The organism is Brevibacillus migulae, from assembly GCF_004521915.1.
GTDB lineage: Bacteria > Bacillota > Bacilli > Brevibacillales > Brevibacillaceae > Brevibacillus_F > Brevibacillus_F migulae.
In genome coordinates this window covers 71,497-98,055 of record NZ_SDKD01000011.1, presented here as the reverse complement: position 1 = coordinate 98,055, position 26,559 = coordinate 71,497, and the positions used below count along the sequence as shown (strand labels likewise).

At 50.1% G+C, this 26,559-nt stretch carries 27 protein-coding genes and 1 other annotated feature; of the genes, 22 read left to right on the top strand and 5 right to left on the bottom strand.

From position 1 onward, the window contains the following. Positions 1-23: 23 nt before the first annotated feature. The 4 genes from yabA (at position 24) to rsmI (ending at position 3,013) form a co-directional block, all read left to right on the top strand. Positions 24-422 carry a DNA replication initiation control protein YabA gene (yabA, locus tag EIZ37_RS14245; protein ID WP_134685278.1) on the top strand — a complete coding sequence of 133 codons (399 nt, stop codon included), beginning with the start codon at positions 24-26 and terminating at the stop codon, positions 420-422. Positions 423-1,102: 680 nt separating this feature from the next. Next, complete coding sequence (locus tag EIZ37_RS14240; RefSeq protein ID WP_134685277.1) at positions 1,103-1,870, top strand: tRNA1(Val) (adenine(37)-N6)-methyltransferase; 768 nt, start codon at positions 1,103-1,105, stop codon at positions 1,868-1,870. Next, a complete protein-coding gene (locus EIZ37_RS14235; RefSeq protein WP_134685401.1) occupies positions 1,845-2,129 on the top strand; it encodes a GIY-YIG nuclease family protein in 285 nt (94 codons plus the stop codon). Before EIZ37_RS14240 ends, EIZ37_RS14235 begins: the two co-directional genes overlap by 26 nt. Then, positions 2,126-3,013 (top strand): 16S rRNA (cytidine(1402)-2'-O)-methyltransferase, encoded by an 888-nt coding sequence (rsmI, locus tag EIZ37_RS14230; protein WP_134685276.1) that lies wholly within the window; start codon positions 2,126-2,128, stop codon positions 3,011-3,013. Before EIZ37_RS14235 ends, rsmI begins: the two co-directional genes overlap by 4 nt. Positions 3,014-3,210: 197 nt before the next feature. On the opposite strand, the gene EIZ37_RS26755 is transcribed toward rsmI, so the two are convergent. The 3 genes from EIZ37_RS26755 to EIZ37_RS14220 all read right to left on the bottom strand — a co-directional run bounded on the left by EIZ37_RS26755 (position 3,211) and on the right by EIZ37_RS14220 (position 3,971). Then, positions 3,211-3,336 (bottom strand): putative holin-like toxin, encoded by a 126-nt coding sequence (locus tag EIZ37_RS26755; RefSeq protein WP_407921144.1) that lies wholly within the window; start codon positions 3,334-3,336, stop codon positions 3,211-3,213. Next, positions 3,311-3,592, bottom strand: a complete 282-nt coding sequence (locus tag EIZ37_RS14225) for a hypothetical protein (protein ID WP_134685275.1) — start codon at positions 3,590-3,592, stop codon at positions 3,311-3,313. The genes EIZ37_RS26755 and EIZ37_RS14225 overlap by 26 nt, the downstream gene beginning before the upstream one ends. A 127-nt stretch (positions 3,593-3,719) precedes the next feature. Next, positions 3,720-3,971: an AbrB/MazE/SpoVT family DNA-binding domain-containing protein gene (locus EIZ37_RS14220; protein ID WP_134685274.1), complete on the bottom strand. Its 252-nt coding sequence runs from the start codon at positions 3,969-3,971 to the stop codon at positions 3,720-3,722. A 408-nt stretch (positions 3,972-4,379) separates the two neighbouring features. Beyond that, positions 4,380-4,641: a binding site (T-box leader), on the top strand. Here EIZ37_RS14220 and metG point away from each other — a divergent pair. Together metG and EIZ37_RS14210 are read left to right on the top strand one after the other, a co-directional pair. Continuing rightward, a complete protein-coding gene (gene metG, locus EIZ37_RS14215) occupies positions 4,605-6,710 on the top strand; it encodes a methionine--tRNA ligase (protein ID WP_268898749.1) in 2,106 nt (701 codons plus the stop codon). It overlaps the preceding feature by 37 nt. A 25-nt stretch (positions 6,711-6,735) precedes the next feature. Then, positions 6,736-7,503 carry a TatD family hydrolase gene (locus EIZ37_RS14210; RefSeq protein ID WP_134685272.1) on the top strand — a complete coding sequence of 256 codons (768 nt, stop codon included), beginning with the start codon at positions 6,736-6,738 and terminating at the stop codon, positions 7,501-7,503. A gap of 96 nt (positions 7,504-7,599) precedes the next feature. Here the strand turns inward: EIZ37_RS14210 and EIZ37_RS14205 are convergent, their stop codons facing one another. Then, positions 7,600-9,249 (bottom strand): methyl-accepting chemotaxis protein, encoded by a 1,650-nt coding sequence (locus tag EIZ37_RS14205; RefSeq protein ID WP_167568873.1) that lies wholly within the window; start codon positions 9,247-9,249, stop codon positions 7,600-7,602. A 529-nt stretch (positions 9,250-9,778) separates the two neighbouring features. Between EIZ37_RS14205 and EIZ37_RS14200 the strand changes: the two genes are divergently transcribed. From EIZ37_RS14200 to spoVG, 9 genes are all read left to right on the top strand, one after another. Then, entirely contained in the window at positions 9,779-10,867 is a 1,089-nt protein-coding gene (locus EIZ37_RS14200; protein ID WP_134685270.1) for a 3D domain-containing protein, read from the top strand. Positions 10,868-11,046: 179 nt separating this feature from the next. Further along, positions 11,047-11,601, top strand: a complete 555-nt coding sequence (gene rnmV, locus EIZ37_RS14195; RefSeq protein ID WP_134685269.1) for a ribonuclease M5 — start codon at positions 11,047-11,049, stop codon at positions 11,599-11,601. Beyond that, positions 11,598-12,491, top strand: coding sequence for a 16S rRNA (adenine(1518)-N(6)/adenine(1519)-N(6))-dimethyltransferase RsmA (rsmA, locus tag EIZ37_RS14190; protein WP_134685268.1), 894 nt, complete (start codon positions 11,598-11,600; stop codon positions 12,489-12,491). Before rnmV ends, rsmA begins: the two co-directional genes overlap by 4 nt. A 183-nt stretch (positions 12,492-12,674) precedes the next feature. After that, positions 12,675-12,950 carry a biofilm formation stimulator Veg gene (gene veg, locus EIZ37_RS14185; RefSeq protein WP_134685267.1) on the top strand — a complete coding sequence of 92 codons (276 nt, stop codon included), beginning with the start codon at positions 12,675-12,677 and terminating at the stop codon, positions 12,948-12,950. A 107-nt stretch (positions 12,951-13,057) separates the two neighbouring features. Then, positions 13,058-13,249, top strand: coding sequence for a small, acid-soluble spore protein, alpha/beta type (locus EIZ37_RS14180; protein WP_134685266.1), 192 nt, complete (start codon positions 13,058-13,060; stop codon positions 13,247-13,249). Between the two features lie 170 nt (positions 13,250-13,419). Beyond that, positions 13,420-14,298 carry a 4-(cytidine 5'-diphospho)-2-C-methyl-D-erythritol kinase gene (ispE, locus tag EIZ37_RS14175; protein ID WP_134685265.1) on the top strand — a complete coding sequence of 293 codons (879 nt, stop codon included), beginning with the start codon at positions 13,420-13,422 and terminating at the stop codon, positions 14,296-14,298. Positions 14,299-14,357: 59 nt separating this feature from the next. Further along, the gene (purR, locus tag EIZ37_RS14170) at positions 14,358-15,176 is read left to right on the top strand and encodes a pur operon repressor (RefSeq protein ID WP_134685264.1); all 819 of its coding nucleotides are present in this window, start codon (positions 14,358-14,360) and stop codon (positions 15,174-15,176) included. Between the two features lie 28 nt (positions 15,177-15,204). After that, positions 15,205-15,591 carry a RidA family protein gene (locus EIZ37_RS14165; RefSeq protein WP_134685263.1) on the top strand — a complete coding sequence of 129 codons (387 nt, stop codon included), beginning with the start codon at positions 15,205-15,207 and terminating at the stop codon, positions 15,589-15,591. A 123-nt stretch (positions 15,592-15,714) separates the two neighbouring features. Next, positions 15,715-16,002 carry a septation regulator SpoVG gene (gene spoVG / locus EIZ37_RS14160; protein ID WP_134685262.1) on the top strand — a complete coding sequence of 96 codons (288 nt, stop codon included), beginning with the start codon at positions 15,715-15,717 and terminating at the stop codon, positions 16,000-16,002. 608 nt (positions 16,003-16,610) lie between these two features. Here spoVG and EIZ37_RS14155 read toward each other — a convergent pair. Continuing rightward, the gene (locus EIZ37_RS14155) at positions 16,611-17,633 is read right to left on the bottom strand and encodes a CobW family GTP-binding protein (RefSeq protein WP_134685261.1); all 1,023 of its coding nucleotides are present in this window, start codon (positions 17,631-17,633) and stop codon (positions 16,611-16,613) included. Between the two features lie 158 nt (positions 17,634-17,791). Between EIZ37_RS14155 and glmU the strand changes: the two genes are divergently transcribed. The 7 genes from glmU to mfd all read left to right on the top strand — a co-directional run bounded on the left by glmU (position 17,792) and on the right by mfd (position 26,540). Next, entirely contained in the window at positions 17,792-19,171 is a 1,380-nt protein-coding gene (gene glmU / locus EIZ37_RS14150) for a bifunctional UDP-N-acetylglucosamine diphosphorylase/glucosamine-1-phosphate N-acetyltransferase GlmU (protein WP_134685260.1), read from the top strand. Positions 19,172-19,198: 27 nt separating this feature from the next. Then, positions 19,199-20,149 (top strand): ribose-phosphate diphosphokinase, encoded by a 951-nt coding sequence (locus tag EIZ37_RS14145; protein WP_134685259.1) that lies wholly within the window; start codon positions 19,199-19,201, stop codon positions 20,147-20,149. Between the two features lie 87 nt (positions 20,150-20,236). After that, the gene (locus EIZ37_RS14140; protein WP_134685258.1) at positions 20,237-20,851 is read left to right on the top strand and encodes a 50S ribosomal protein L25; all 615 of its coding nucleotides are present in this window, start codon (positions 20,237-20,239) and stop codon (positions 20,849-20,851) included. 87 nt (positions 20,852-20,938) lie between these two features. Further along, a complete protein-coding gene (locus EIZ37_RS14135; RefSeq protein ID WP_134685257.1) occupies positions 20,939-21,775 on the top strand; it encodes a GAF domain-containing protein in 837 nt (278 codons plus the stop codon). 89 nt (positions 21,776-21,864) lie between these two features. After that, complete coding sequence (gene pth, locus EIZ37_RS14130; protein WP_134685256.1) at positions 21,865-22,434, top strand: aminoacyl-tRNA hydrolase; 570 nt, start codon at positions 21,865-21,867, stop codon at positions 22,432-22,434. Positions 22,435-22,503: 69 nt separating this feature from the next. Next, positions 22,504-22,734 (top strand): anti-sigma-F factor Fin family protein, encoded by a 231-nt coding sequence (locus EIZ37_RS14125; protein ID WP_134685255.1) that lies wholly within the window; start codon positions 22,504-22,506, stop codon positions 22,732-22,734. Positions 22,735-22,991: 257 nt separating this feature from the next. Next, positions 22,992-26,540: a transcription-repair coupling factor gene (mfd, locus tag EIZ37_RS14120; protein WP_134685254.1), complete on the top strand. Its 3,549-nt coding sequence runs from the start codon at positions 22,992-22,994 to the stop codon at positions 26,538-26,540. The last annotated feature ends 19 nt before the right edge of the window (positions 26,541-26,559 follow it).

Below are 26,559 nucleotides of genomic sequence, written 5' to 3'. Positions count from 1 at the left end.
GTTAACGGAGATGGGGTGGGGTAGTGGAAAAACGAGAAATCTTCGTAAAGATGGCCAGTATCGAAGAGCGAGTTGGCCACCTACACCGAGAGATTGGTGAATTAAAAGACGTTATTGTAGAATTGATGGAAGAGAACGTTCAACTGCTCGTTGAAAACGAACATCTTCGCAATCGGTTAAATACAAAAACAGCAGATCGACCGAAAAAAGAGGCTGAGAAAAAAGTCTCCCACTCCAACCATCAAACAAGCAAGAAAACAGCAAAAGAGAAAGACAAGAAGAAGATCGTGGGGGAAGGATACGACAACCTGGCGAGATTGTACGCCGAGGGTTTTCATATATGCAATGTCCACTACGGCAGCTTGCGCAAAGAGGGAGACTGTTTGTTCTGCCTGTCCTTCCTCAGTGGAGGAGCGAAATAACGAATCGACACGGAAATGACCTCGACCTCGAGAAAAGGTCGGGGTTTTTTTCTCTTTTAAAAAGGGGCTGCGGTGGGGAGAGCATGTTTTAAAACTCCGCTTCATTCTACGCCCCGCTGTGGGCAGTGCCTGTCCGCTCCGCAGCAAATCGCTGGGGTCCGCAAAAGTAGTAGCCGCTATGTAGAATGGGCAGGTTGCGGCCCTTATTCCAGCGATTCACTGCTCCGCTAGGCCGGGCTTAAGCAGGCGCTCCGTTTCAAAACATGCTCTCCAGCGTAGCAGGAGCTATTTTTAAAAGACAAAAAACTTGTAGAAAAACAATCATTCAGTTCATACTCTCTTCTTTTCATCGTGCGACTTAATGCAATCGTCACGTGAGGAAGGGAAGAGAGGGACGGGCGGAGTCTTTGTCACACCTACAGAGGTGGAGATTCCAAAAATGGTACACGCTTGTCGCGCAACTCCATCGGTTGAATATGCTTCTTGAAACTTTTGCGCGACGTACCGTTTTTGGAAGCGGAACCGGACAGTCCCCACTCCATTGCGGGTGTGGCAAGAACGCAGCACCGCCCTCTCTTCCCTTCCCCCACCACCATGTTTGCACAAACTAATTTAAACAAAAGGCTCCGACAAAGGTTTGGAAGAGCCAATTTTTCTACATTTAGAGGGGTAACAAGTCTATGCTAGAGGAAAACAACGTTCCACTGTATGAATCGGAACGAATTGATGATCTGCTCACCCATGAAATGAAGATCATTCAGAGCAAGGAAGTATTCTGTTTTTCCTTGGATGCGGTGTTGCTGGCGAGATTCGCCTCAGTGCCCAAACGCGGGAGAATCCTTGATCTGTGTACGGGCAATGGAGCCATTCCGTTGATCATGAGCACGCGGACACAGGAAGCCACGTTTGACGCTGTAGAAATTCAACCGAGACTGTATGATATGGCGAGCCGAAATGTCCGTCTGAACGGCCTGGAAGCGCGGATGAAGGTGCACCATGGTGACGTCAAGGATGCGGTCGAGGTATATGGTCATCAAAAGTTCGATTTGATCACCTGCAATCCGCCCTATATGCCGCCAGCCAGCGGCGAGCAAAACATCAATGAGCACTATGCCTTTGCACGTCATGAGATCCTGCTGAATCTGGAGGATGTCATTCGGGTCAGCAGCAAGCTGGCGAAAAACGGCGGTAAAATCGCATTGGTCCATCGAGCGACACGTTTGATCGATATCGTGACCTTGATGCGGCAGTACGGGATCGAGCCTAAGCGCATGCGGTTTGTCCATCCGAAAAGGGATGCTGAGCCCAATATCGTACTGGTAGAGGGCATCCGCGGAGGCAAGCCGGAGCTGCGCATACAGCCTCCTTTGATAGTGTATGAGGCGGAAGAGGTATATTGTGATGAGTTACAGGAAGTTTACTATGGAAGACGAGATTCCCTCACATAAAAGTCATTTTGTCTATATCCTTCGCTGTTCGGACGGAACGTTGTACACCGGATATACAACGGAGCTTCCCCGGCGCATCCAGATGCATAATGACGGCAAGGGTGCGAAGTATACAAGAGGACGCGGGCCTGTTGAACTGCTGTACGCCGAAGAAGGAGAGAGCCGTTCGTGGGGAACCAGACGGGAGAACGAAATCAAGCGTCTCACCCGCGGGGAAAAGGAAGAATTAATCCGTACAGGGGGCACCATGCGCCAATGAAGATACAAAAAAGCTTTCAAACAGATCAGGAGGGTATGCTGTATCTGGTCGCCACTCCGATTGGCAACCTGGATGATATCACGGTGCGGGCACTGGAGACGCTAAAGTCCGTTGATGTGATCGCATGTGAAGATACCCGCCAGACCCGCAAGCTTCTGAACCACTTTCAGATCGAAAAGCGGACCGTCAGCTATCATGAGCATAATAAAGAAACGAGCGGCTCCGGACTTTTGCAATGGCTGGAGGAGGGCAAAAAAATCGCGCTCGTGAGCGATGCCGGGCTACCTGCTATCTCCGACCCGGGAGCAGACCTCGTGCGTGATGCCACGGCAGCCGGCTTTTCTGTTATTCCGATCCCGGGAGCGAATGCCGCGTTGAGTGCGTTGATTGCATCTGGTCTTCCAACAGAAAGATTCTTGTTCGTCGGATTTTTGCCGCGTGAAAAGAAGGAGCGGCGTACGGAACTGGAAAGGCTGCGCCGATATCCAGAGACTCTGCTATTTTATGAAGCGCCGCACCGCATTGAAAAGACGCTCGTCGATATGCAGGAGGCTTGGGGAGATCGTCAGGCTGTTTTGGCAAGGGAATTGACCAAGCGCTATGAGGAATTTGCCCGCGGAACGCTGTCCGAGCTGATTCAATTTCTGGAGGAGACGGAAGCGCGAGGCGAATATTGCATTGTGGTGGAAGGCAATACCGGTCAAACGAAAGATCCGGATGAGGCTGGCGAGGCTAACTGGTGGCAAGCGCTGGGTATGATTGAACATGTCGATCATTATGTCGGACAGGGCTTGTCGAATAAGGAAGCGATCAAGAAGACGGCGGAGGATCGCGGGCTGTCGAAGCGGGATGTGTATAATGCTTACCACCGGGAAGAGGAGTAACGCGGATCCTTAGGCAGGACTTGATTTTTTAGAGGATTTTTGGATATATAAGTTATATAACTTCGACTAGAACGATACATTGAAAAAAGACCGCTGGTGTTGGTCGCACCAAACGGTCTTGCACAATAGCGGTTCCCTATAGGGGACGGCTCTAGGTGGGGAAGTAGATCACTTTGGATGGCGAGCTCAAGGGTGATCTACTTCTTTTTATGGAAAGACAGTACCAACACGATGAGTGAAGCAAAAGAGATCATCAGTGTTAATGCTTTTGAACCACACCCAAAATGTAGGTGTGGTTCATTTCTTTTTGAAAAGAGTTCGATGCATGATAGTAGCGATCACACCTGATAAACCAAGCGAGATCAGCCATACCATCCAATGACGAGAAACAAAACCGTCAGAGGCAAAGCCGAATGTGGTTTCGGACGGAAGGTCATCTTGGCCTTGCATCTGATAAGCATCTACCACATCCGGAACGTATGTGGTGGTCAAATACATCCCCATACCTATTTGTACAAGAGTCTGGATGGCGAGAAAACACACCACAAAAATAGCCCCTACTAGCACATACCGCTTCATCGGAACTCCTCCACAAACAGCCTAATTTCCAAAATTATAACATGAATCACATTTTTTCCAAAAAACAAATACGCCTCTAAGAAAAGAGGCGTATAGTAACGAATAAAAGTATATTTCCTTTTACCAATTAGCGTTGAACGACTGGCATTTCAGTCAAGCAATCTTGGCAAACGATTTTCCCTTTGAAGTGAGTCACTTTGTCTGCGTTGCCGCAGAAAATACAGGCAGGCTCGTACTTTTTCAGGATAATGCGTTCACCATCTACGTAGATTTCCAAAGCGTCTTTTTCCGCGATGCCCAGTGTACGGCGCAGCTCGATAGGAATAACAACGCGTCCCAATTCATCGACTTTTCTTACGATTCCAGTTGATTTCATCATGTGTGTAATTCTCCTCTCTTGGTCGCTTAGAATGATGGTGGTGATTGTCGATTATTCTATTTATTAATCGTCATTATTCGACAATTTAAGCTGATTTCATAATACCAGTCATTCCCAAAGGTGTCAATACAATTTTTTCAATTTTGTTGGATCAAAGTGCGATAATTTCAATGGATATAACACTTAGGTCAAGCTGTTTTTCGCTTGTTCGACAAACATGGGAAAAAATTACTGGTAATCATCAGGTGAGGATAATGATGGATAAAGTCGAATTGTGTCGAATAACAACGATTATATTCGACATACTTCCCTTTTTTTGTCGACAGAAAACCATCCGCTGATTAGGGTTTACAAATAGAGTTGGAAGAGTACAATAAGAATGGTAAGACTTCCTATAAAAATCGCATAGGACAGACAATGACGGGAAGAGTATGCTTGACCTCCCTTATTCCAGAGAGCCGGGGTAGCTGAGAACCGGCATAAGGAACCGAGCAGAAGATGGCCCCCGAGTCTTTATGGATGAATCGCCTCCTCTATATGGGGAAGGTTGACTAGTCGATAACGTTTCCTCCACGTTACGGAGAAGGTCGCATGCGACTTGCTGAGTCCGCTGCTTGTGAGAGAGCGGAGCATTTGGGTGGTACCACGAGTGATGAGACTCGTCCCAATCCGGGATGGGTCTTTTTTTATTTTCAAAAAACAGGAGGACATGCTATGTCAAAACCCACTTATTACATTACTACCCCGATTTATTATCCCAGTAACAAGCTTCATATCGGAAACGCGTACACCACGATTGCGGCAGATACAATGGCACGGTACAAACGTTTACGTGGATTTGACGTCCGTTATTTGACAGGGACGGATGAACACGGCCAAAAGTTGCAAGAACGTGCAGCCCAGGAAGGTTTGCAGCCGCTAGAGTTTATCAATCCGGTCGTCGATTGGATTCGCGATCTGTGGCAAAAGCTTGATATTTCCTACGATGACTTCATCCGTACGACCGAGCCTCGCCATAAGGATGCCGTGCAAAAAATCTTCCAGCAGCTCGTTGACCAGGGCGACATTTATCTGGGCGAATACGAGGGCTACTACTGTGTGCCGGATGAATCTTTCTGGACGGAGACACAGGCGAAAACAGACAAAGGCTACATCTGCCCGGACTGTGGCCGCGAGCTGAAAAAAGTGAAGGAGAAAAATTACTTCTTCCGTCTGTCCAAATACCAGGACCAGCTCCTGAAATACATCGAGGAACATCCGGATTTCATCCAGCCGGATACGCGCCGCAATGAAATGATCAACAACTTCCTCAAACCAGGCTTGCAGGATCTCAGCGTGTCGCGCAGCACCTTTGATTGGGGAATTAAAGTTCCAAATGATCCGGAGCATGTCATCTATGTATGGATCGACGCGTTGGCCAACTACATTACAGCGCTTGGCTACGGATCGGAAGATGACAGCTTGTTTAAACGGTACTGGCCAGTCGACGTTCATCTGGTCGGAAAAGATATCATTCGCTTCCATACCATCTACTGGCCGATCGTGCTGCTGGCGTTGGGTCTCCCGCTGCCGAAAAAAGTATTCGGCCATGGCTGGCTGCTGATGCCGGATGGAAAAATGTCCAAATCGAAAGGAAACGTGATCGATCCGAAGCTCCTCATTGATCGTTACGGTTCCGACAGCGTGCGCTATTACCTGCTGCGCGAGATTCAATTTGGGCAGGATGGCGTATTCACACCGGAAATCTTTATTCAGCGTCTGAATTTCGACCTGGCGAATGACCTGGGCAATCTGCTCAGCCGCACGCTGGTCATGATCGAGAAGTATTTCGATGGCGTAATGCCAGCGCCTACGCAAAAGGGCGAATTTGACGATAGCTTGATCGAATTGGCTACCAAGACCAAAGCGCTTGTCGAAGAGCATCTGGATGAAATGCGCTTCAGCAACGCACTGACGCATATTTGGGAACTGATCAGCCGCAGCAACAAATACATCGATGAGACCATGCCGTGGAACCTGGCAAAATCGGAAGACACCCGCGAGCGTCTGGGCACCGTCATGTACAACCTGGTGGAAGCGATCCGCATTGTGTCGATCCTGATCCAGCCATTCATGACCAAGGTTCCCGTGAAAATCTGGGAGCAGCTGGGCATTGCAGACAAGCCGGAAGCGACCAGCTGGGACTCCACCGCAGCATGGGGCGGAATGCCGGTAGGAAGCCGCGTCAGCCGCAGCGAGCTGTTGTTCCCGCGTCTGGATATCGAAGCAGAGCTTGCGTTCATTGATGAATCGACGGCAGAAGCTCGCCGCCAAGCGGAAGAGAACAAGAAAAAACAAGAAGCGCTTCAAGGAGGACCAACCGTGAGTGAGACAACCAACCAATCGACAGCGGCTGAAAAGCCTGCAGATGCCAAAGAAGAGATCGGCATCGATGACTTTGGCAAAGTAGAACTGCGCGTAGCCCAAGTAACGGCCTGCGAAAAGCATCCTAATGCCGACAAACTTCTCATTTTGCAGCTGGATCTCGGTTATGAGCAACGTCAGGTTGTTTCTGGAATCGCAAAATACTATACACCGGAAGAGATGGTCGGCAAAAAAGTCATTCTGGTTGCCAACCTGAAGCCGGTAAAACTGCGTGGAGAGCTGTCCCAAGGCATGATCCTCGCCGCATCTGTGGGTGAACAGTTGACCCTTGCGACGGTAGATCCGAGCATGCCAAACGGTGCCATTGTAAAGTAACCACTGCAAAAGGGGTGAACCAACCTTGTTATTTGATACACACGCCCATTTGAATGCACCGGAGTTTGAAGAAGACCGTGATGAGACCATCGCCCGGGCGAGAGAAAATGGCGTCAGCACAATCGTCAATATCGGCTTCAATGCGGAAACGATCCCTACGTGCATGGAGCTGGCGGAGAAGCATGATTTCATTTACGCTGTGGTTGGCTGGCATCCGCAAGACGCCAAGGATATGACCGATGAGCATTTGGAATGGATTGAAGAGCTGAGCCGCCATCCAAAGGTTGTCGGCTTAGGGGAAATGGGCCTCGACTACTATTGGGATACGTCGCCGCGCGATGTGCAGGCAGACGTGTTCCGCAAACAGATACGCCTTGCCAAAAAGCTGCAAATGCCGATCATTATCCATAACCGTGACGCTCATCAGGATGTCATCACGATCCTGCGCGAGGAGAAAGCGGCGGAAGTGGGCGGAATCATGCACTGTTTCTCGGGAAGCTGGGAGACGGCCAAAATGGCGCTGGATATGAACTTTTACATTTCCTTTGGCGGACCGCTGACGTTTAAAAATGCGAAGCAGCCCAAGGAAGTGGCGGCGAAAGTGCCGCTTGACCGCTTGCTCATCGAGACGGACTGCCCATATTTGACCCCGCATCCATTTCGGGGCAAACGCAATGAATCCGGTTATGTCCGGTTTGTGGCGGAAGAGATGGCGAATATCCATGGGGTGTCCTACGAGGAAATGGCCAAGATTACGGCTGACAATGCGAGAAGACTGTTTCGACTGTCTTGATCGGATTAGAAAACTTGGCTTCGTTAAGCCTTTGGCGGAGCCTTCGCTGAATGAACTGAACAAGGTGCCTGCGATGACAGGCACCTTTTTTCTATATCAGGAAAGCTTGAAATGTTTGACAGCATTCTGCAAGTCGCCCGCCATGGCTGATAAGGAGCTGGTGGAAGCAGTGATTTCTTCCATCGAGGCGAGCTGCTCCTCGCTGGCGGCGGCTACACTTTGTGAATTCGCCGCAGATCGTTTGGAAATCTCCGAGATTCCCAGCATCGCGGAGGAGACTTCACGCGTAGCACTGGAAATCGATTGGCTGGTAGCCGACACTTCTTGTAAACGATCGCTCACATTCGCCAGCGAAGACAATATGGTTTGAAAAATCTTTTCCGTTTCATGTACAACGGAGATGCCCACGTGTACATCACCCTGCACTTGTCCCATAGCCTGAACAGACTTTTTCGTATCCTCCTGAATTTCATGAATCAGATCCGCGATTTTTTGGGCGGAATGAGACGATTGATCCGCGAGCTTCCGCACTTCGCTCGCCACTACGGCAAAGCCTTTTCCGTGTTCGCCCGCTCTTGCTGCTTCGATGGCTGCGTTTAAGGAAAGCAGGTTGGTCTGTGCCGCAATCGAATGAATCACCTCGATGATTTCACCGACCGCTTGAGATCGCTCATGGAGACGGGTGATGGCTGCATGCGTATCATGAACGGAGCTCGTGATCATGTTCATCTGTTCTACCACGTTGTTCAAAGAGGCGTTGCCTTCCGCTGCTTGTGTCATGGAGAGGGTAGACGCTTCTTCTACGATCGTGGATTGTGCAGCGATGCGTTCCACGCCTTCACGAATCGCCTCCATAGAAACGGTTGTTTTTTCCGCACTTTGCAGCTGATCATCCATGCCGATGGCAACTTCTTGAATCGCCAAGGTGATGTTTTCTGTCGCCTTGCTTGTCTCATCGGCGGAGACGGATAATTGTTCAGCGGTGGATGCGACCAGGTCAGTAGAGTGGGCGATCTGCTGTAAAAGCGCTTTCATATTTTGGGCCATTTTCATGAAGCTATTGGCCATATCGCTAATTTCATCTCTGTTTTGAATCGTTAGCGGCTCAATCGTCAGATCTCCGTTGGTCACCCGCTGAGCTTGCTCGGTTAATGCGACCAGCGGTTTCGTCATGCGGTTGGAGACGAACAAGACAACCCCTGCGCCGATCAGTAAAAAGAAACCTAATGTTCCCGCCAGAATATATAGAAGGTAATTAGCGCCAGCATTAAAATCGCTCAGATAGGAACCCGAACAAACAATCCAGCCCCAGGCAGGTTCAAATTCCGAATAGGTAAGCTTCGGTGCAAACTTGTCTGGTTGATTTGGTAGAGGCCAAATATAGTGAGTGGTACCCCCGCCTTTCAACCCGTTCTTCACCAGCTCCTGCCCGAGCATGACTCCATTGGCATCCTTGGTTTCCCATAGGCTGGTTCCTTCCTTCAGAGGGTGGCCCAGCAGCATTCCGGTTTGATCCATGATAAATATGTATCCATTCGGCCCGACGTCGATCGCTTTATTGATCGGTCTGGTGCCGTCTGCTCGTTTCTCCCCTAAAATGGAAGCAATCACAGACTCCTGTGCTTCCTTCAACGGGAGCTTCCCCGCCTTTACTTGCTGATCTAGCACTTTGATCATTTCAATGACTTGTTTTACATTGTTTTTCAAGGCCATTTCACCGCTTTTGTCCAACGCCTGCTTCGACATAGAGTATCCTACGACTCCAGTGACAAGGGTAGGAATGGCCAAAAGTAGAAGTGCAGTGAAAATGAGCTTTGTTCGTATCCTTATATATCTCTTCATATTGAATCCCCCCTTTTCTTTATTTCGGTTATTTACCCAAGAAAGGAGAGATTAAAACCTAATAATTTTAAATTTTCAGCACATTTTTTGCGCCTTTACACAAATAGCTGACAAGCGCCGTTCTATCAACCCTCTTTTTTGCATACACTGTACAATGTCGAACGAAAAGGAGGAATCGACAGGTCACTCGACAGAAAGCTGCTATCATTCGCAATTCGGTTCTGTTACCTTGTAAATAGTTTTCGGCAGGGCGACAGAGGGGTCAAGAGGGGAAATTTGACAAACCGGAAAAAGTAGCATACAATCAAGACCGTTCTACGTTCACTCACCCCGAAACTGGCTTGATATCCGAAAGCTGCGGCTACAGGTACCTTTTCTCTCCAAAAAGAATGGGCTACCGGTAGAAGCTTTTAACGGAAAAGGAGTGTGAGAAATGGAGTTGAGCAAGATATGGATGGCACACAAAAAGACGATCCTGATTGCAGGGGGCTGTCTGGCGCTGTTGTTATCCGTACTCAGCATCTTCATCCTCACTTCCCAGCCAAAGCAAATTACGCTGACATCAGACGGTAAGACTGAAGTGTTCGAGACTACCGCAGAAACCGTCGGAGAGTTTTTGTCCGAACAAAACATCGCACTCGCAGAGAAGGATCTGCTGACACCTTCAGCAGATACGCTGCTATCAGACAAACAAACCATTACCTTACATACCAGCTGGGAAGTACCTGTCCTCGTTGACGGGCAAAAGAAGATCATCCGCACCCTGAAACGGGATGTGGCGGGTATCATTCAAGAAGCAGGCATCACGCTTGGTCCCAAGGACAAAGTAGCGCCTGCGCTGACATCAACGATCACCAAGGGAACTTCTGTCCAAATTACCCGAATAACCGAGCAAATCGTACAATTGTCAGAAGAAGTACCATTTCAGGAGATTCGCAAAAACGATTCTTCTTTAGCAAAAGGGGAGACCCGTGTCCTGCAGCAAGGGCAACAGGGCAAGGTGGTCAATCATTACAAACTAGTTTCGGAAAATGGCAAGGAAGTGTCGCGTGAGTTAGTCAAAAGGGACGTGGTAGCACCAAAACACGATCGCATCATCGCAGTAGGCACCAAGGTAGCATCGGCAGTTTCAGCAGAAGCGCCGAACAAGCAAGCCGTGGCTGCAGCGGGGATGGTATCGCGTGGTGGCAAAGTATTCCGACCGCAGCGGGTACTTACCAACGTGACCTTGACAGCCTATACGCCAGCAGGCGGTGGTAAAAGCCCGAAATCGCAGGGCTACGGTCGTACTGCTACTGGTAAAAAAGCGACAGAAGGAACGACAATCGCTGTTGATCCCGATGTGATTCCATTGGGATGGTGGGTATATATCGAAGGAGTCGGATACCGTCGTGCCGAGGATACCGGTGGAGCGGTCCAAGGCAACAAAATCGATGTATTCTTCGATAATCATGCAGAGGCTGTTTCTTTCGGACGTAAACGAGGGAAAAAGGTGTATATCATCGGGCCCAAACTACCGTAAAGCGGGGCAGGAGGATTTTCTCCTGTCTTTTCTTTTTGGTAAAATGTGATGGTCGTTAGAAATTCGGGTCCTACTTCTTTTACGAGTCGCATCGGATTTTTGTTTCAGGACTTTTGCCTCAAAAAAGGCGGTTTTGGAAAAACTACAACCATCGATACTAATGATTGGGAGAAAGAAAGATGAAAATCAGGGAACTTATCGTCGTCGAAGGGCGTGACGATACAGCCGCGATCAAACGTGCCGTAGTAGCAGACACGATCGAAACGGGAGGCTCCGCCATTAACGCGGCAACGATCAGAAAAATCCGCCTGGCTCAAGAAAAGCGCGGCGTGATCATTTTTACCGATCCGGATTATCAGGGAGAGCGTATCCGGAAAATCATCAGCCGCGAAGTTCCTGGCTGCAAGCATGCATTTATTAATCAGGAAGAGGGAACAAAAAAAGGGGATATCGGCGTAGAAAACGCTTCGCCGGAAACGATTATCCGCGCGCTGTCCGAGGTGCGTACGGAGATGGCCGAGCAGGCAGGAGAAATCACTGCCGAGGATATGGTTGCCTACCGTTTGACCTCCGGCGCAGACTCCAAGGAGCGCCGCTTAAAGCTGGGCGACATATTGGGGATCGGTTATGCAAATGCGAAGCAAATGCTGCAGCGGCTGAACGCGTTTCAGATCAGCAGAGATGAATTTGTAAAAGCAATGGAATCCATTGATCGAGGAGGGGATCAGGGATGATGGAACAAACAGGAAAGGATATCGCTACCCCTTCTCGGACGCGAGACATCGTCGAAAAGCACGGCTTTTCCTTCAAGAAGAGCCTGGGACAGAACTTCCTGACCGACACGAACATTTTACATAACATTATCGATGCCGCTGACTTGAGCGAGGAGAGTGCGGCTATTGAAATTGGACCGGGGATCGGGGCATTGACCGAACAGCTTGGCCGCCGAGCCGGTAAAGTCGTCGCGATTGAAATCGATCAGCGCTTGCTGCCGATTTTGGCGGAGACACTTGCTCCCTATCCGAATATTGAAGTGGTGCACGGCGATGTCCTGGAGCTCAATCTGCACAAGCTCATCGAGGAGAAGCTGTCAGGCTTCAAGGAAATCAGCGTGGTAGCCAATCTGCCCTATTATGTGACCACGGCGATCTTGATGAAGCTGCTGGAGGAAAGGCTGCCTCTTTCCTCTATCGTCGTGATGATACAAAAGGAAGTAGCGGACCGGATCGCAGCCAAACCGGGAAGCAAAGATTACGGATCGCTCAGTGTGGCGGCCCAATTCTACGCGGAAGCGCAGGTAGCCATGATCGTTCCTGCCAGCGTATTCATCCCCCGTCCGAATGTAGATTCAGCCGTGATCAAGCTGAAGATTCGGGACAAGCCGGCCGTAGATGTATTGGATGAAGCATGCTTCTTCAGGCTGGTACGGGCATCGTTTGCCCAAAGGCGCAAGACCTTGTTGAACAATCTGCAAAATAATCTGTTTACAAAGGATCAGAAGGAGCAAATAATACAGGTGCTCGAGCAAGTCGGAATTGACCCCGCAAGACGTGGAGAAACGTTAGGTTTGGATGAGTATGCTGCACTTACAAATGCCTTCATTCGTGCCAAAATGTTGCAATAAAGGAGAAACCACCCGTTCGTTTGACACAACTTTGTCGAATGGACGGGTTTTTTCCATGATCCATGAAATTTTTCACGAAAAAACCCCGTTGACAAAAACTTATTCGGGTTGCTATAATTTTAAATTTCTTTGACAAAATAAGTATGAGCTGTTATAATGGAAACAAGCGAGGTGGATGGAACAATGGCTAGAAACGCGTTACTTGATATTAAGCGCAGTTTGGATGAGCACATTGGTGAACGAATTCTGCTGAAGGCCAACGGCGGACGGCGAAAAACCGTTGAGCGGACGGGCATCCTCGAAGAAACATACCCATCGGTTTTTGTTGTAAAGCTTGACGATGATCAATTGTTTGAAAGAGTTTCGTATAGCTATGCGGACATTCTGACAGAGACGGTAGAACTTACCGTATGCCGGCAGGAAGAGCATATTCGCATTACATTTATTCAACAACAGTAGAGCCTATGGCTCTGCTGTTTTGCTTTTTTTACACATATCTTGCCCCGGTAAAATGTCCTCCAATCGTACATACTAAGTTTGTCAGTGAGAAAGGGAGGTTGTGAGGCATGAGTCGCAGACGAGGCATTATGTCAGATGCATTTAAAATGGAACTCGCCAAGGACCTGGGGATATACGATACCGTCAAGTCAGAGGGTTGGGGCGGCATTACCACACGGGATGCCGGTAACCTGGTGAAACGGGCGATCCAAATCGCTGAGGAAGCGCTGGCCAACCAAAACAACAAATCATCTCACTGATCGAAAAGCCGGGAGCCATCCCGGCTTTTTTGTAAACTAACCCGCTTTTCCATGAAAAGCGGGTTTTTGTGTGCCACAAAGAAGAAATAGCCCGAATAGGCAGACAGTGGCAACCAAGAATCTCCCTATGCTACAATAGTAGCCTAGGAAAAGGAAGAAGGTGATCGACGTTGCGTATCTCTGTGAAAGCGCCGGCCAAAATCAACTTAACATTAGATACCCTCTACAAAAGACCGGATGGCTATCATGAGGTAGAGATGGTAATGACTACCGTCGATCTGGCAGACCGGGTGGAGTTGACATTGCTGGCTAGCGATGAAATCAGGCTGGAGTGTTCCGCCAGCTTTGTCCCTGATGATGCCCGAAATCATGCCTATAAAGCAGCCCAGCTCTTAAAGGAAAAATATAAGGTCAAACAAGGTGTACGCATCTACATACATAAACAGATCCCGGTCGCAGCCGGACTGGCTGGCGGAAGCAGTGATGCAGCAGCTGCCTTGCGTGGCTTGAACAAGCTGTGGAACCTGGGGTTAACGCTGGATGAATTGGCTGAGATCGGGGCCCAGATTGGTTCTGACGTGCCTTTTTGCGTTTATGGCGGTACGGCATTGGCTACAGGACGCGGGGAACGGATCGAACATCTTACGCCGCCTGCCCCTTGTTGGGTCATTTTGGCAAAGCCGCCGATCGGTGTTTCTACGGCAGATGTCTATGGAAATTTGCGAATTAACGAGAGTACGAAACATCCCGACACGGCATATATGCTCAAAGCGATCGAGACGCAGGATTTTCAGCTCATGTGTAAATCTTTGGGCAATGTGCTTGAGGATGTGACCCTATCGCTGTATCCCCAAGTAAAACAAATCAAGGAATTGATGCTGGCCTCGGGAGCCGATGGCGTATTGATGTCGGGAAGCGGTCCCACGGTCTATGCATTGGTGCAAAAGGAAGCAAAGGTCCAGCGCATCTATAATGCCTTGCGCGGATTTGTCAAAGATGTATATGTAGCCCGGTTATTAGGATGTACGGAAGCGGAAATACTTGCGTAAATCCGTACAAAAATGATACATTAACAACAAATATTCGGGTTTTATATGGAGGAACAAGCATGAAAAAATTGCGCAGAAGTGCGCGGTTGGTGGATATGACACAGCATTTGTTGGCACATCCCCATACACTGATTCCGCTGACGTTCTTTTCGGAACAGTATGCTTCCGCCAAGTCATCTATCAGCGAAGACTTGTCGATTATCAAGGAAGCGTTTGAAACGCAAGGTGTCGGTGTGTTACGGACAGTTGCCGGTGCTGCTGGCGGGGTGAAATTTATTCCCCAGACAGGAGATTCCCAGGCGCGGGAGTTTATGAAAGAACTGATTGGACATCTGGAAAGTCCGGATCGTTTGCTGCCAGGCGGTTATTTGTACATGTCGGATATTTTGGGCGACCCCCAGACCTTGGCCAAAATCGGCAAGCTGTTTGCCAGCGCGTTTGCAGATCAAGATGTGGAAATGGTGATGACCGTGGAAACCAAGGGGATCCCGCTGGCATATGCGGCGGCTGCCTACTTGAATGTACCGGTAGTCATTGTGCGTCGGGACAACAAAGTGACTGAAGGTTCGGTTGTAAGCATTAACTATGTATCCGGCTCCAGCAAACGTATCCAAACCATGTCACTCGGCCGTCGCGCATTGCCTGAACAATCGCGTGTGCTCATCATCGACGATTTCATGAAGGCAGGCGGGACCATTCGCGGCATGATCGATCTGTTGCAAGAGTTTCGGGCAACGGTCGTGGGCTGCGGCGTTTTGGTAGAAGCCACTGACGTATCGGAGCGTCTGGTCGATGAATACATTTCGCTGGCCAAATTAAAGGATGTCGACATTAAAGGCAAGCAGATTCAGGTTGAGCTAGGCAGTTATTTTCAATAATTCCATAGAAGAAGAAGGGATGATTTCGATGAGCAAGCTTTCTTTGGTGGCTACGGATAAAGCACCCGCGGCGATCGGTCCATACAGCCAAGCCGTACAAGCAGGTCCATTTTTGTATACCTCTGGGCAAATTCCGCTGAAAGCGGACGGCACCCTGCTGGAAGGGGATATCGTGGCGCAGACGCATCAGGTTTTCGCCAATCTCCAAGCGATCTTGGAAGCGGCCGGAGCTTCCCTTTCTCAAGTGGTAAAGGCAACCGTTTTCATTAAAGATATGAATGATTTTGCCCAGTTAAATGAAGTCTATGCCCATTATTTCGGCGATCACAAGCCAGCTCGTTCCACCGTGGAAGTAGCGCGCTTGCCGAAAGATGTCCGCGTAGAAATCGAACTGGTTGTCTATAAAGGCGAATAACAGCAAAAAATGTAAAACCGATCATAATTTTTTTGCAATTTTGTGGAAAAGCAGGAGGAATTTATACCCAGCATGTGGAAATAGTTACACAAGGCTGTTATAGATAAAGGGAGTGAATACTAGATGGAAGTTACAGACGTCAGACTGCGCCGTGTCAATACGGACGGAAGAATGAAAGCCATTGCCTCTATTACGATCGATCACGAATTCGTGGTTCACGATATCCGAGTAATTGATGGCAACAATGGTATGTTCGTTGCGATGCCAAGCAAACGTACTCCTGATGGCGAATTCCGTGACATTGCTCACCCGATCTCCTCTGCTACCCGCGAAAAGATTCAAGCAGCTGTTCTGGCTGAATATGATCGTGCAGGTCTGGAAGAAGAAGATCGTATCGAAGCTGGCGCATAATGCTTTAAAAAAGAAGGAGAGCTGTATAGGCAACTATACGGCTCTCTTTTTTTCGTTATAAAGGGGCTGCGGTGAGGAGAGCATGTTTCGAAACTCCGCTTCATTCTACGCCCCGCTGTAGGTAGAACTGTCCGCTCCGCAGCAAATCGCGGGGGTGTGCAAAAAGTGGAATCGCTTCGCAGCTTAGCCAAGTTTGCACCCCTTTTTCCCGCGATTCACTGCTCCGCTGGGAAGGGCTCCGCAGGCGCTCCGTTTCGAAACATGCTCTCCAGCGTTGCAGAAGCTATTTCAAATGATAAAAGAATGAAGGGAAGGCTACAGTCCTCGAACGTTTCCTTATGAATCCGTGCGATATTATCATCCGCACCGTGAGGAAGGGAAGTGAGGGACGGGGCGGAGTCTTTGTCACACCAACCAAGGTGGAGCTGCCAAAAACGGGACACGCTTGTTGTGCAACCTCTACGTATGAATACGCTTCCTCGAAATTTTTGCGCAACGTACCGTTTTTGGCAGCGGAACCGGACGGTATTTACTCCCTTGCGGGTGTGGCAAGAACGCAGCACCGCCCTCTCTTCCCTTCCCCCACCACTATGGTTGTACAAACATCATCACGCGTAGCATTTTTCCAAATCGGCAATGATCGCTTCCTTTTGCAAGCCTTCTCCAATAAAAACAGCGACCATTTTCGGTCCAAAATTCTCAAACGGAATCAAGTGCACCTGATTGTCGGTATGCTGAAAGGAGATGAGATCGTCCTGTCCGGCAAACAGCACATAGCCTTTGGCGCGAAACACATTTTTCGGCAAGTCATAAAGGAAGTTTTCAAACTTGCTCGGATCGACCGGCCCTGTAAACGCATAGGAAAACGATTCGATGCTGTGATAGAGGGAAGGAGTGGATTCGATACCGAGCGTCTGTTTTAGCTTGGTCATTGGGGAAAAGCGCCCGATGCTCTTCTGCACGGGACGGCTCTGGTTGGCGCGATCCTGCATCTGCTCTTCTCTTGCCCGCTCAGCGAGCCGTTTCACGGAAAGCAGCGCGTCCAGATCTACCTCGCTATGGAGCGTAGAGTGGATGGGCGCATGCGGATTCAGCTCTTCCAGCTTGCTTTTGACTTTCGTCAGCGTATCTGCACTCGTCAAATCGATTTTATTGAGCAGCAGCAGGTCTGCATATTTCACTTGATTGCGGATCGTTTTGACCAGGGCCACGCTGCTTTGCAGGCGCGAATTCAGCTCGAGAAAGCGAGAAGCGTCCACCACGCTGACAATGCCTTTGATGGAGAGTGTCTCGACCAGCTCAGGATGGGTAAGGGTATCCACGATTTCGATCGGGTCGGCCACTCCTGTCGTTTCGATCAGGATTTGATCGGGATGGAAATGAGCGATAATCTCCTTCAGGCCATCGGTCATTTCTCCGCGAATGGAGCAGCAGATGCAGCCATCCAGCATTTTTTTCACCGGAAAGCCATAGCCTTGGAGCTGTTCTCCGTCTACATCTTCTTCGCCCATTTCGTTCATCATGACGACCACATTGCCGCCCTTTTGCTTCAGATGAGTGAGAAGTCGTTGCAAAAGTGTCGTTTTTCCACTGCCTAAAAATCCTGTCAGTACAAATACATCCACGCTCATGCCGCGGTTTTCCTCCCCTGGATTTCGCTCTGTTTGTCTGCGAGTGACAAGCTTTTCCAATATATTATGACAGCTTGTGAAACACCGTCAAACTTCTCTTGAAATCGCCATAGTATTAAGATATAGTCATTGTGGAACTTATAAGCTGGAGGGTTATCATGTCAAAAATACATGCCGTGGTACTGGCTGCTGGCCAAGGGACACGGATGAAATCGAAGCTGTACAAAGTTCTCCACCCCGTTTGCGGGAAACCAATGGTTCAGCATGTGACGGACACATTGGCCGCGATGAAGGTGGATGACGTCGTTGTAGTAGTGGGACATGGTGCCGAAGCGGTACGTGCCACACTGGGTGACCGGGTCGCGTACGCTTTGCAAAGTGAACAATTAGGGACTGCGCATGCCGTGCAGCAAGCGGTTCCGCATTTGTTGGACAAAGAAGGAACCACCTTCATCCTCTATGGGGATGTGCCGCTTCTCTCCGAGGAGACATTGCGGGCATTGCTGGCTTTTCATGAGGAGCAACATGCGGCGGCTACCGTCTTGACGGCGGATATGGCTGATCCAACGGGATATGGCCGCATCATTCGCAATGAAGCGGGCGAGGTATTGCGAATAGTCGAACATAAGGATGCCTCCGAGGAACAACGGGCAATCCGCGAGATCAATACAGGCATATACTGTTTTGATAACAAAAAGCTGATTACAGCGCTTTCTCAAGTCAAAAATGACAACGTTCAGGGCGAATATTACGTGACGGACTGCATCGGCATTTTGCGGGATGCAGGCGAAAAAGTGGTTGCGTACGTTGCCAAGGATGCGGACGAGACGATGGGTGTCAACGACCGTGTGCAGCTCGCGCAGGCGGAAAGCTACATGCGCCGTCGCATCAACGAGCGCCACATGCGCAACGGCGTGACGATTCAAGATCCTGCTTCTACCTATATTGAAGCAGATGTGGTGATTGGACCGGATACGCATATCCTGCCAGGAACCCATCTTCGTGGAAAAACGACAGTAGGAGCCGATTGCACCCTTGGACCGCAGGCTGATCTGCGGGATATGACGATTGCGGATCGCGTGACAATTTCGTACTCTGTCTTGGTAGAATCGACAGTGGGCGAGAATGTGACAGTTGGTCCGTATGCTTATGTGCGCCCAGGTTCGGAGATTGCAGCTGAAGTGAAAATTGGTGACTTTGTTGAACTGAAAAACGCAAAAATCGGAAAAGGCTCCAAAGTTCCGCACCTGAGCTATGTAGGAGATGCGGAAATTGGAGAAAATGTAAATATTGGCTGTGGAACGATTACCGTTAACTACGACGGAGAAAAGAAACATAAGACGATTGTGGGCAACGATGTATTTATCGGCTGCAACAGCAATCTGGTGGCCCCTGTAACCATCGGAGAAGGCGCTTATGTCGCCGCGGGGTCTACCATTACGCATAATGTGCCAGAGGATGCATTGGCGATCGCTCGAGAACGGCAGGTCAACAAGTCGGGTTACGCGACGAAATTGCCTCGCAAAAAAAAGAAATAAGAAAAGGTTATGGAGGTTCACAGGAAAATGGCTAACTACCGCGACCCGAAACTGAAAGTGTTTACATGCAGTGCGAATCCGCAATTATCCCAAGAAATTGCTGAACATATTGGTCTGCAGCTTGGAGATTCTGAAGCTGTTCGCTTTAGTGATGGAGAATGCCAAATCAAGTTGAACGAAAGCGTGCGCGGCTGCGACGTGTTCATCATCCAGCCTACCAGTGCACCTGTCAACGAACACCTGATGGAATTGCTGGTTTTCGTAGACGCCTTGAAGCGTGCCTCTGCAAAAAGCATCAACGTGGTGATTCCGTATTACGGTTATGCGCGTCAGGATCGGAAAGCACGCGCGCGTGATCCAATCACCGCGAAGCTGGTTGCCAACCTGATTGAAACAGCGGGCGCTCATCGTGTGATCACGATGGATTTGCACGCAACCCAGATCCAAGGCTTTTTCGACATTCCGGTTGATCATTTGCTGGGTGTGCCGATCTTGGGCAAATATTTCGCGGATAAAGGGCTGGATGACATCGTTGTCGTTTCTCCTGACCACGGTGGCGTTACCCGCGCTCGCAAATTGGCAGAGCGTCTGGAAGCTCCAATCGCGATTATTGACAAGCGCCGTCCTGAGCCGAACGTGGCAGAAGTTATGAACATCGTAGGGAATATCGAAGGCAAAACCGCGATCATTATCGATGACATCATCGATACTGCTGGTACGATTACTTTGGCAGCCAACGCGTTGGTGGAAGCGGGCGCACGCGATGTTTATGCTTGCTGTACGCATCCGGTGCTTTCCGGTCCAGCCATCGAGCGCATTGCCAACTCCAAGATTCGTGAGCTGGTCGTGACCAACACGATTCCGCTTCCGAGCGACAAATGTATCGATAAGATCAAGATCCTCTCCGTAGCGCCGATCATTGGCGAAGCGATCATTCGCGTACACGAGGAGCTGTCTGTAAGCAAGCTGTTCGATTAAGAAGAAAGAACCTCTTTTTGGATAGATATGCCTCCGTTGGACAAGCTAGAAGAGAAATGATCTCTAGTTCGCCAAGGAGGTTTTTTTGTGGAGAAAATTCAAGCATCCTCGCGAGCCACGAAAAGGATGAATGAACTGCGCCGTGATGGCTGGCTGCCAGCGGTCGTATACGGATCAGATGTAGCGAGTACACCCATCCAGTTGAAAGCTGTTGAGCTGGATCAAGCCCTGCGCAAACAGACCACGAATAAGCCGTTTACCTTGTCGGTTGATAACAAGGAATATTCCGTCATGGTAACCGAATTGCAGCGGCATCCGGTGACTGGCACCGTGCTGCATGTTGACTTCCGACAAATAAATATGAATGAGCGTGTCTCCACAAGCATACCGATTGTCATGACGGGAGATCCGGAATTGGGGGTGGCGACATTGGTCCGCCACAGCGTAGAAATAACGTGTCTCCCGATGGATATTCCGGAGACGATTGCCGTCAACGTGGATGGACTCAATATTGGGGATGTAATCCTGGTGAAGGATCTGCCTATCCCGCAGAATGTCACCGTCGAGCTGGATGAGCTGGAAGTGGTCATCAGTGTGATGGCAGTCAAGGCTAGAACGCCTGAATCGCTGGAAGCGCAGAAGGAAGCGGAAGGAATTGCGGAAACGGCAGAGAAACCGATCGAAGAGGCAGAAAAAGTGTAAGGAACGCAGGGGCGAAAGCTTGCCCCTGTTATTTTTTTACATTTACGTGCGTAAGATAGGGGTAAAAACGCCTGGGACGTGACGCGAATGGATAAACTGATTGAACAGATCGGAAAGGCGATCACGGCAGCCGCTGCACAGCCTTGGGTCATGACCATTTTGGGGATCTTCCTGATCGGCTTTATCATCTGCATCGGTGTCATGACTGTCTGGAAGGTCAGACAGGGAGCGGAGTTTTCCATCCCCGGACTGCTGGTCGTACAGCCAAATGAGCTGATCGGGCAGCTACGAGAAGAAAATACAAAGCTATCGACAGAATCCAAACAGAAGACCTTGCTCATCAAACTGCTCCAGCAGATGTCTGTGGAAATTGCCAAGGCGATGACTTGTCGGACCAATCAGGAGTTTTCCGAGCTTTGCAAAGCGGTGTACCAATATGCGCTGCCGGGAATCGGTATTGTCTTGACCAAGCAGCAGGCGAATAACCATCGGATCGCGGTCTTCATTCCAGACAGCGATGCAGAGCTGAAGATTCACGTTGCCGTCAATTTTAGCCCGGATGGGATGAAGCATTTGCGGCTCTCGACTGTCGATTCGGCAGCAGGCAAGGTCTACCGGACGGGTGTTCCCTATTTTTGCGGTGATGTCACCACGGAAGGGAACAGCTTCACAGCCCATCCGAAGGCCTCGAAGCAGTATTTATCCCTGATCTGCGTGCCGATCAAAATGGGGGAAGAGATCGTCGGGGTGCTCAGCATTGACGGGGAAGAGAAGAATTCGTTCTCTAACGAAGAAGCCGAATATCTGCGCTACTTTGCCAACACGTTAGCCCCCTTCCTCTACTTGGAGTTGTATCGCGGTGAAATCGAGCGCATCCTCCCCAATCGTGCAGAAAAGCAGGAGGGGACCAGTGATATTGCCTGACCAATGCTTTCGTTCCTGGAGAACGGAAGCATTCTTTTTCTTGTCCCTTTCTTTTAGTACAATAGATAAGACGAATGGAGGGAACCAACGTGAAACTCATTATCGGCCTGGGCAATCCAGGGAAAAAATACGAAGATACCAGACATAATGTCGGTTTTATGACCATAGATAAAATTAGCGACAAGTATTCTATTCCTGTACAGCAAAACAAATTCAAGGCATTAGTGGGAGAAGGGCGTATTGGCACAGAGCGCGTCCTTTTGGTGAAGCCGCAGACTTATATGAATCTGTCTGGAGAATCGGTAGGAGAAATTCTCCGTTTTTATAAGCTGACCCCGGAAGACCTTTTGGTGATCTATGATGATCTCGACCTGCCGCTGGGCCAAATCCGGTTACGGGAAAAAGGGAGCGCTGGCGGTCACAATGGCATCAAGTCGTTAATCGCGCATTTAGGCACGCAAGAGTTCAAGCGGATCAAAATTGGGATAAGCCGTCCCGATCAGAAATCCGGTGTCAAAGACTTTGTGTTGAGTACGTTTTCTGCTGAGGAAAAACCGGTCATTGAGGAAGCAGTCACGCTGTCTGCTGAGGCCAGCGTCATGTCCTTGACGGAGGATTTTTTGAAGGTGATCAGCCATTATCATTCGTTAAAGAGATAGGTCCAATTTGTATGTTTTTCCACCTCCCGGGCGATACTAGATCATATCATCAGTCTGGGGGTGGAGCATATGAGTTTTCGCTATGTGTGTCGTTGCTGTGGGATGAAAATTGGCGAAATCGATCAATCGATGGCGACCGAAGTCAGTCTCGGCCTAGATTCCTTGACCCCTGAAGAGCGGCAACATATAATATCCAGAGAACATGGTGGAGATACGGTCGTGCGTGTCTTGTGCGATTATTGCAAGGAAGCGTTGGATCAAAATCCGGAGCTCTCACTCATCGGCACTCCGATACAGTAAAGGAGTGCTTGTGTTCGTGAGAAAGCGAATAGTGTGAATATGCTGAAAAATTGTTCTGTTGGGATTAGCCTTGGCTTACCGAAGCTAAGGCTTCTTTGGTCCATAGAAACGAGAAACCCCGCCTGGTTCAGCTCGGCTGCATCAGGTGGGTTTCGTGCATGTTTTGAAAGTGTAGAGAAAAGGTGCCCCGCCCGGCTTTACAGGAAAGCCGAGTGGGTTTTCGTACGTAGATTCAGGTCTGGAGAGGAGACAAATCGATGCAAGTCATCATTCATCCAATAAAAGAGGATACGCAGTTTGGCACCATCGTTGCCGGTCTGTCACGGGGACTCCATGAGCAGCTGGTATCAGGGTTGGCAGGGTCCTCCAGGCAAGCATTGATGGCCGCTTTGCACCAGGCTACGGAGCGACCGATTTGCGTGGTCACGCACAATATGTTTCAGGCGCAAAAGGTGTACGAGGATCTGACCGAGCTGGTTCCAGCCGATCGCGTTCTCTTGTATCCGGCCAATGAGCTGGTAGGCGCGGAATTGGCGATTGCCAGTCCGGAGATGCTGGCCCAGCGCATTCAAGTGCTCAACCGTTTAGCCCAAGGCTTCACGGGTATTTTGGTCGCTCCTTTTGCGGGCTTGCGGAGGCTTGTGGTCCCTTCCGAGGTATGGAAGGAAGCCCAGATCACCCTGCAGACAGGCGAAGAGCTGGATGTGGAGCAGTTTTTACATGATTTGATCGAATTGGGCTACGAGCGTGTCGATATGGTAGAGCGCAAAGGCGAAATGAGCGTGCGCGGCGGTATCATCGACTTATATCCGATTGATTCCGACTGGCCGATCCGCATCGAGCTGTTTGATGTGGTAATCGACTCGATCCGCACCTTTGACATGGCGACACAGCGTTCCCATGAGAGCGTGCAGAGCTATACGATCGGTCCGGCCAAGGAAATGATCGTTTCCACAAAAGTGCTGCAGGAGTCTGCGCAGCGGCTTGAGAAAAAACTGGGGGAATCCCTGGAAAAATTGAAGGACAACAAGGCCAAGGACAAAATGATGGAGCGCATTGGCGGCGATGCGGAGCGGATGAGGGAAGGCCAGCGTCTGCCGCATCTGTATGCCTATATTTCTGCGATTTATCCAACGGCTGAAACGATCCTGTCATATATGCCGAAGGATACCTTCCTGCTGGTCGATGAACCATCCCGCGTGCTTGAAACAGCCGCGCAGCTGCAAAAGGAAGAAGCGGAATGGATGACAAACCGCATTGCGGAGGGTGAGCATATGGGCAACCTCATCCTGTCGCAATCGTATGAAGAGATCATGACCCAGCGTGGCAGACAACTGGTGTACATGTCTTTGTTTTTGCGGCAAACGCCGAAAACGCAGCCGCAGAACATCGTCAACTGGACTTGCCGCACGATGCAGAATTTCCATGGGCAGATGAACGTACTGAAAAGCGAGCTGAACCGCTGGATCAAAGCGCAGGACCAGATCGTCTTCGTCGCGGCGGACAGCGAGCGGGCCAAGCGGCTGGAGCGCGTGCTGCATGACTATGAGATGGAGGCCGATCTGCTGACGGAGAAGGTAGAAACGATTCCGCCGGGACGTCCGACCATCATCATCGGAAACCTGCAAACCGGCTTTGAGCTGCCGATGAACAAGCTGGTGGTGATCACCGAAGGCGAAGTATTCACAGCCAAGCAGCGCAAAGCACGCAAGGTCCAGCAGCCGATGAACAATGCCGAGCGGATCAAAAACTATCTCGAGCTGAAGCCCGGGGACTATGTGGTCCATATCAACCACGGGATCGGGAAGTACCTCGGCATTGATACCAAGGAGATTCTCGGCATTCACAAGGATTACTTGCATATCCGCTATGCGGGAGGCGACAGCCTGTTTGTGCCGATCGAGCAGATCGATCACGTGCAGAAGTACGTCGCCAGCGAAGAAAGCGAGCCGAAAATCTACAGCCTTGGCGGAAGTGAATGGAAGCGCGTCAAAAACAAAGTACAGTCGTCGGTGAAGGACATCGCGGAGGATCTGATCAAGCTGTATGCGGCGCGGGAAGCGGCTGTTGGCCACTCCTTTTCGCGTGATACCGAGGAGCAGCGGGAGTTTGAAGCGATGTTCCCGTATCAGGAGACAGCCGACCAGATTCGCGCGATCCAGGAAGTCAAAAGCGACATGGAACGAAGACGCCCAATGGATCGTCTTGTATGTGGGGATGTAGGGTACGGAAAGACCGAGGTGGCGATCCGCGCAGCATTCAAATCCGTGATGGATGGCAAGCAGGTTGCTGTACTGGTGCCGACCACGATTTTGGCGCAACAGCATTATGAGACCTTCCGCGAGCGCTTTGCCGATTTCCCGATTCGGGTAGAGGTGCTGAGCCGTTTCCGTTCACGCAAAGAGCAGAATGCCACCATGAAGGGCTTGAAGGATGGCACGGTGGATGTCGTCATCGGTACACATCGCGTCCTGTCCAAAGACATTCAATTCCGTGATTTGGGACTCTTGATCGTGGACGAGGAGCAGCGCTTTGGCGTGAGCCACAAAGAGAAGCTGAAGCAGCTCAAGACCAATGTAGACGTGCTGACGCTGACCGCGACGCCGATTCCGCGCACCCTGCACATGTCCATGCTCGGGGTAAGGGATCTGTCTGTCATTGAGACGCCGCCGGAAAACCGTTTTCCGGTGCAAACGTATGTCATGGAATACAGCGCCTCGCTGGTGCGGGAAGCGATCGAGCGGGAGCTGGCACGTGGCGGACAGGTATTTTTCCTGTACAACATGGTGCAGGGAATCGAACAGATGGCGGAGCAAATCTCAGCGCTGGTCCCGGATGCCAAGGTTGCGGTCGCACATGGCCAGATGAACGAGGGAGAGCTGGAGGGAGTCATTCTCGACTTCCTGGAGGGCAACTCCGATGTGCTGGTCAGCACGACGATCATTGAAACCGGTGTAGATATTCCAAACGTCAATACGCTGATTATTTACAATGCCGATCGGATGGGCTTGTCCCAGCTCTATCAATTGCGCGGACGGGTAGGTCGTTCCAACCGGATCGCGTATGCGTATTTCACCTATCAGCGGGATAAAGTCTTGACCGAGGTGGCGGAAAAGCGTCTGCAGGCGATCAAGGAGTTTACGGAGCTTGGTTCCGGCTTTAAAATCGCGATGCGCGACTTGTCGATCCGTGGTGCCGGGAATCTGCTGGGTGCCGAACAGCATGGATTCATCAATTCCGTCGGTTTCGATCTGTACAGCCAGATGCTGAAGGAAGCCATTGATGAGCTGAAGGGGGAAGTGAAGAAGGAAGCTCCTCCGGCAGTGGAAATCAATCTGCACGTGGATGCGTACATCCCATCCCTCTACATCACCGACAGCCGTCAAAAAATCGAGATGTACAAAAAATTTGTGGCCGTCACCACCTTGGAAGATGTGGATGATCTGGCCGAAGAGCTCATCGACCGTTTTGGCGACCTGCCGCGACCGGTAGAGAACCTGCTGATGATCTCCAGGCTGCGTGTGTACGCAATGCAGCACCATATTACGGAGATCAGCCAAAAGGATCCAGAAGTGATCAAGCTGTTCTTGGATCCGAGTCAAAACAACAACATCGATGGCGGTGCCTTGTTTGCTTTGACCGGGGATTGGGGCCGACGCGTGGGCCTGTCGGGTGGACAACAGATTATCATTACTGTTAAAGTAAAAGGGTTGAGCGAAGAAGAAGGCGTGAAGTTAGTGGAAAAGCTGCTCAGCCAATTTCACATGGTGCGTAAAGACACCGGTTCTGGAAGCCCGGTGATGTGATGGGCAGGCCAGAAGAAGG

Excerpts from the sequence above, each read along its gene's own strand:
- EIZ37_RS14220 (WP_134685274.1), bottom strand. The coding sequence starts at position 3,971 with ATGATGAAATCAACTGGAATCGTAAGAAAAGTCGATGAATTGGGACGC.
- EIZ37_RS14180 (WP_134685266.1), top strand. The coding sequence starts at position 13,058 with ATGAGTCGCAGACGAGGCATTATGTCAGATGCATTTAAAATGGAACTC.
- purR (WP_134685264.1), top strand. The coding sequence starts at position 14,358 with ATGAAAAAATTGCGCAGAAGTGCGCGGTTGGTGGATATGACACAGCAT.
- EIZ37_RS14240 (WP_134685277.1), top strand. The coding sequence starts at position 1,103 with ATGCTAGAGGAAAACAACGTTCCACTGTATGAATCGGAACGAATTGAT.
- spoVG (WP_134685262.1), top strand. The coding sequence starts at position 15,715 with ATGGAAGTTACAGACGTCAGACTGCGCCGTGTCAATACGGACGGAAGA.
- glmU (WP_134685260.1), top strand. The coding sequence starts at position 17,792 with ATGTCAAAAATACATGCCGTGGTACTGGCTGCTGGCCAAGGGACACGG.
- EIZ37_RS14155 (WP_134685261.1), bottom strand. The coding sequence starts at position 17,633 with ATGAGCGTGGATGTATTTGTACTGACAGGATTTTTAGGCAGTGGAAAA.
- EIZ37_RS14125 (WP_134685255.1), top strand. The coding sequence starts at position 22,504 with ATGAGTTTTCGCTATGTGTGTCGTTGCTGTGGGATGAAAATTGGCGAA.
- EIZ37_RS14235 (WP_134685401.1), top strand. The coding sequence starts at position 1,845 with ATGGAAGACGAGATTCCCTCACATAAAAGTCATTTTGTCTATATCCTT.
- EIZ37_RS14200 (WP_134685270.1), top strand. The coding sequence starts at position 9,779 with ATGGAGTTGAGCAAGATATGGATGGCACACAAAAAGACGATCCTGATT.
- rsmI (WP_134685276.1), top strand. The coding sequence starts at position 2,126 with ATGAAGATACAAAAAAGCTTTCAAACAGATCAGGAGGGTATGCTGTAT.
- EIZ37_RS14135 (WP_134685257.1), top strand. The coding sequence starts at position 20,939 with ATGGATAAACTGATTGAACAGATCGGAAAGGCGATCACGGCAGCCGCT.
- EIZ37_RS14165 (WP_134685263.1), top strand. The coding sequence starts at position 15,205 with ATGAGCAAGCTTTCTTTGGTGGCTACGGATAAAGCACCCGCGGCGATC.
- mfd (WP_134685254.1), top strand. The coding sequence starts at position 22,992 with ATGCAAGTCATCATTCATCCAATAAAAGAGGATACGCAGTTTGGCACC.
- EIZ37_RS14205 (WP_167568873.1), bottom strand. The coding sequence starts at position 9,249 with ATGTCGAAGCAGGCGTTGGACAAAAGCGGTGAAATGGCCTTGAAAAAC.
- EIZ37_RS14225 (WP_134685275.1), bottom strand. The coding sequence starts at position 3,592 with ATGAAGCGGTATGTGCTAGTAGGGGCTATTTTTGTGGTGTGTTTTCTC.
- EIZ37_RS14145 (WP_134685259.1), top strand. The coding sequence starts at position 19,199 with ATGGCTAACTACCGCGACCCGAAACTGAAAGTGTTTACATGCAGTGCG.
- rnmV (WP_134685269.1), top strand. The coding sequence starts at position 11,047 with ATGAAAATCAGGGAACTTATCGTCGTCGAAGGGCGTGACGATACAGCC.
- veg (WP_134685267.1), top strand. The coding sequence starts at position 12,675 with ATGGCTAGAAACGCGTTACTTGATATTAAGCGCAGTTTGGATGAGCAC.
- rsmA (WP_134685268.1), top strand. The coding sequence starts at position 11,598 with ATGATGGAACAAACAGGAAAGGATATCGCTACCCCTTCTCGGACGCGA.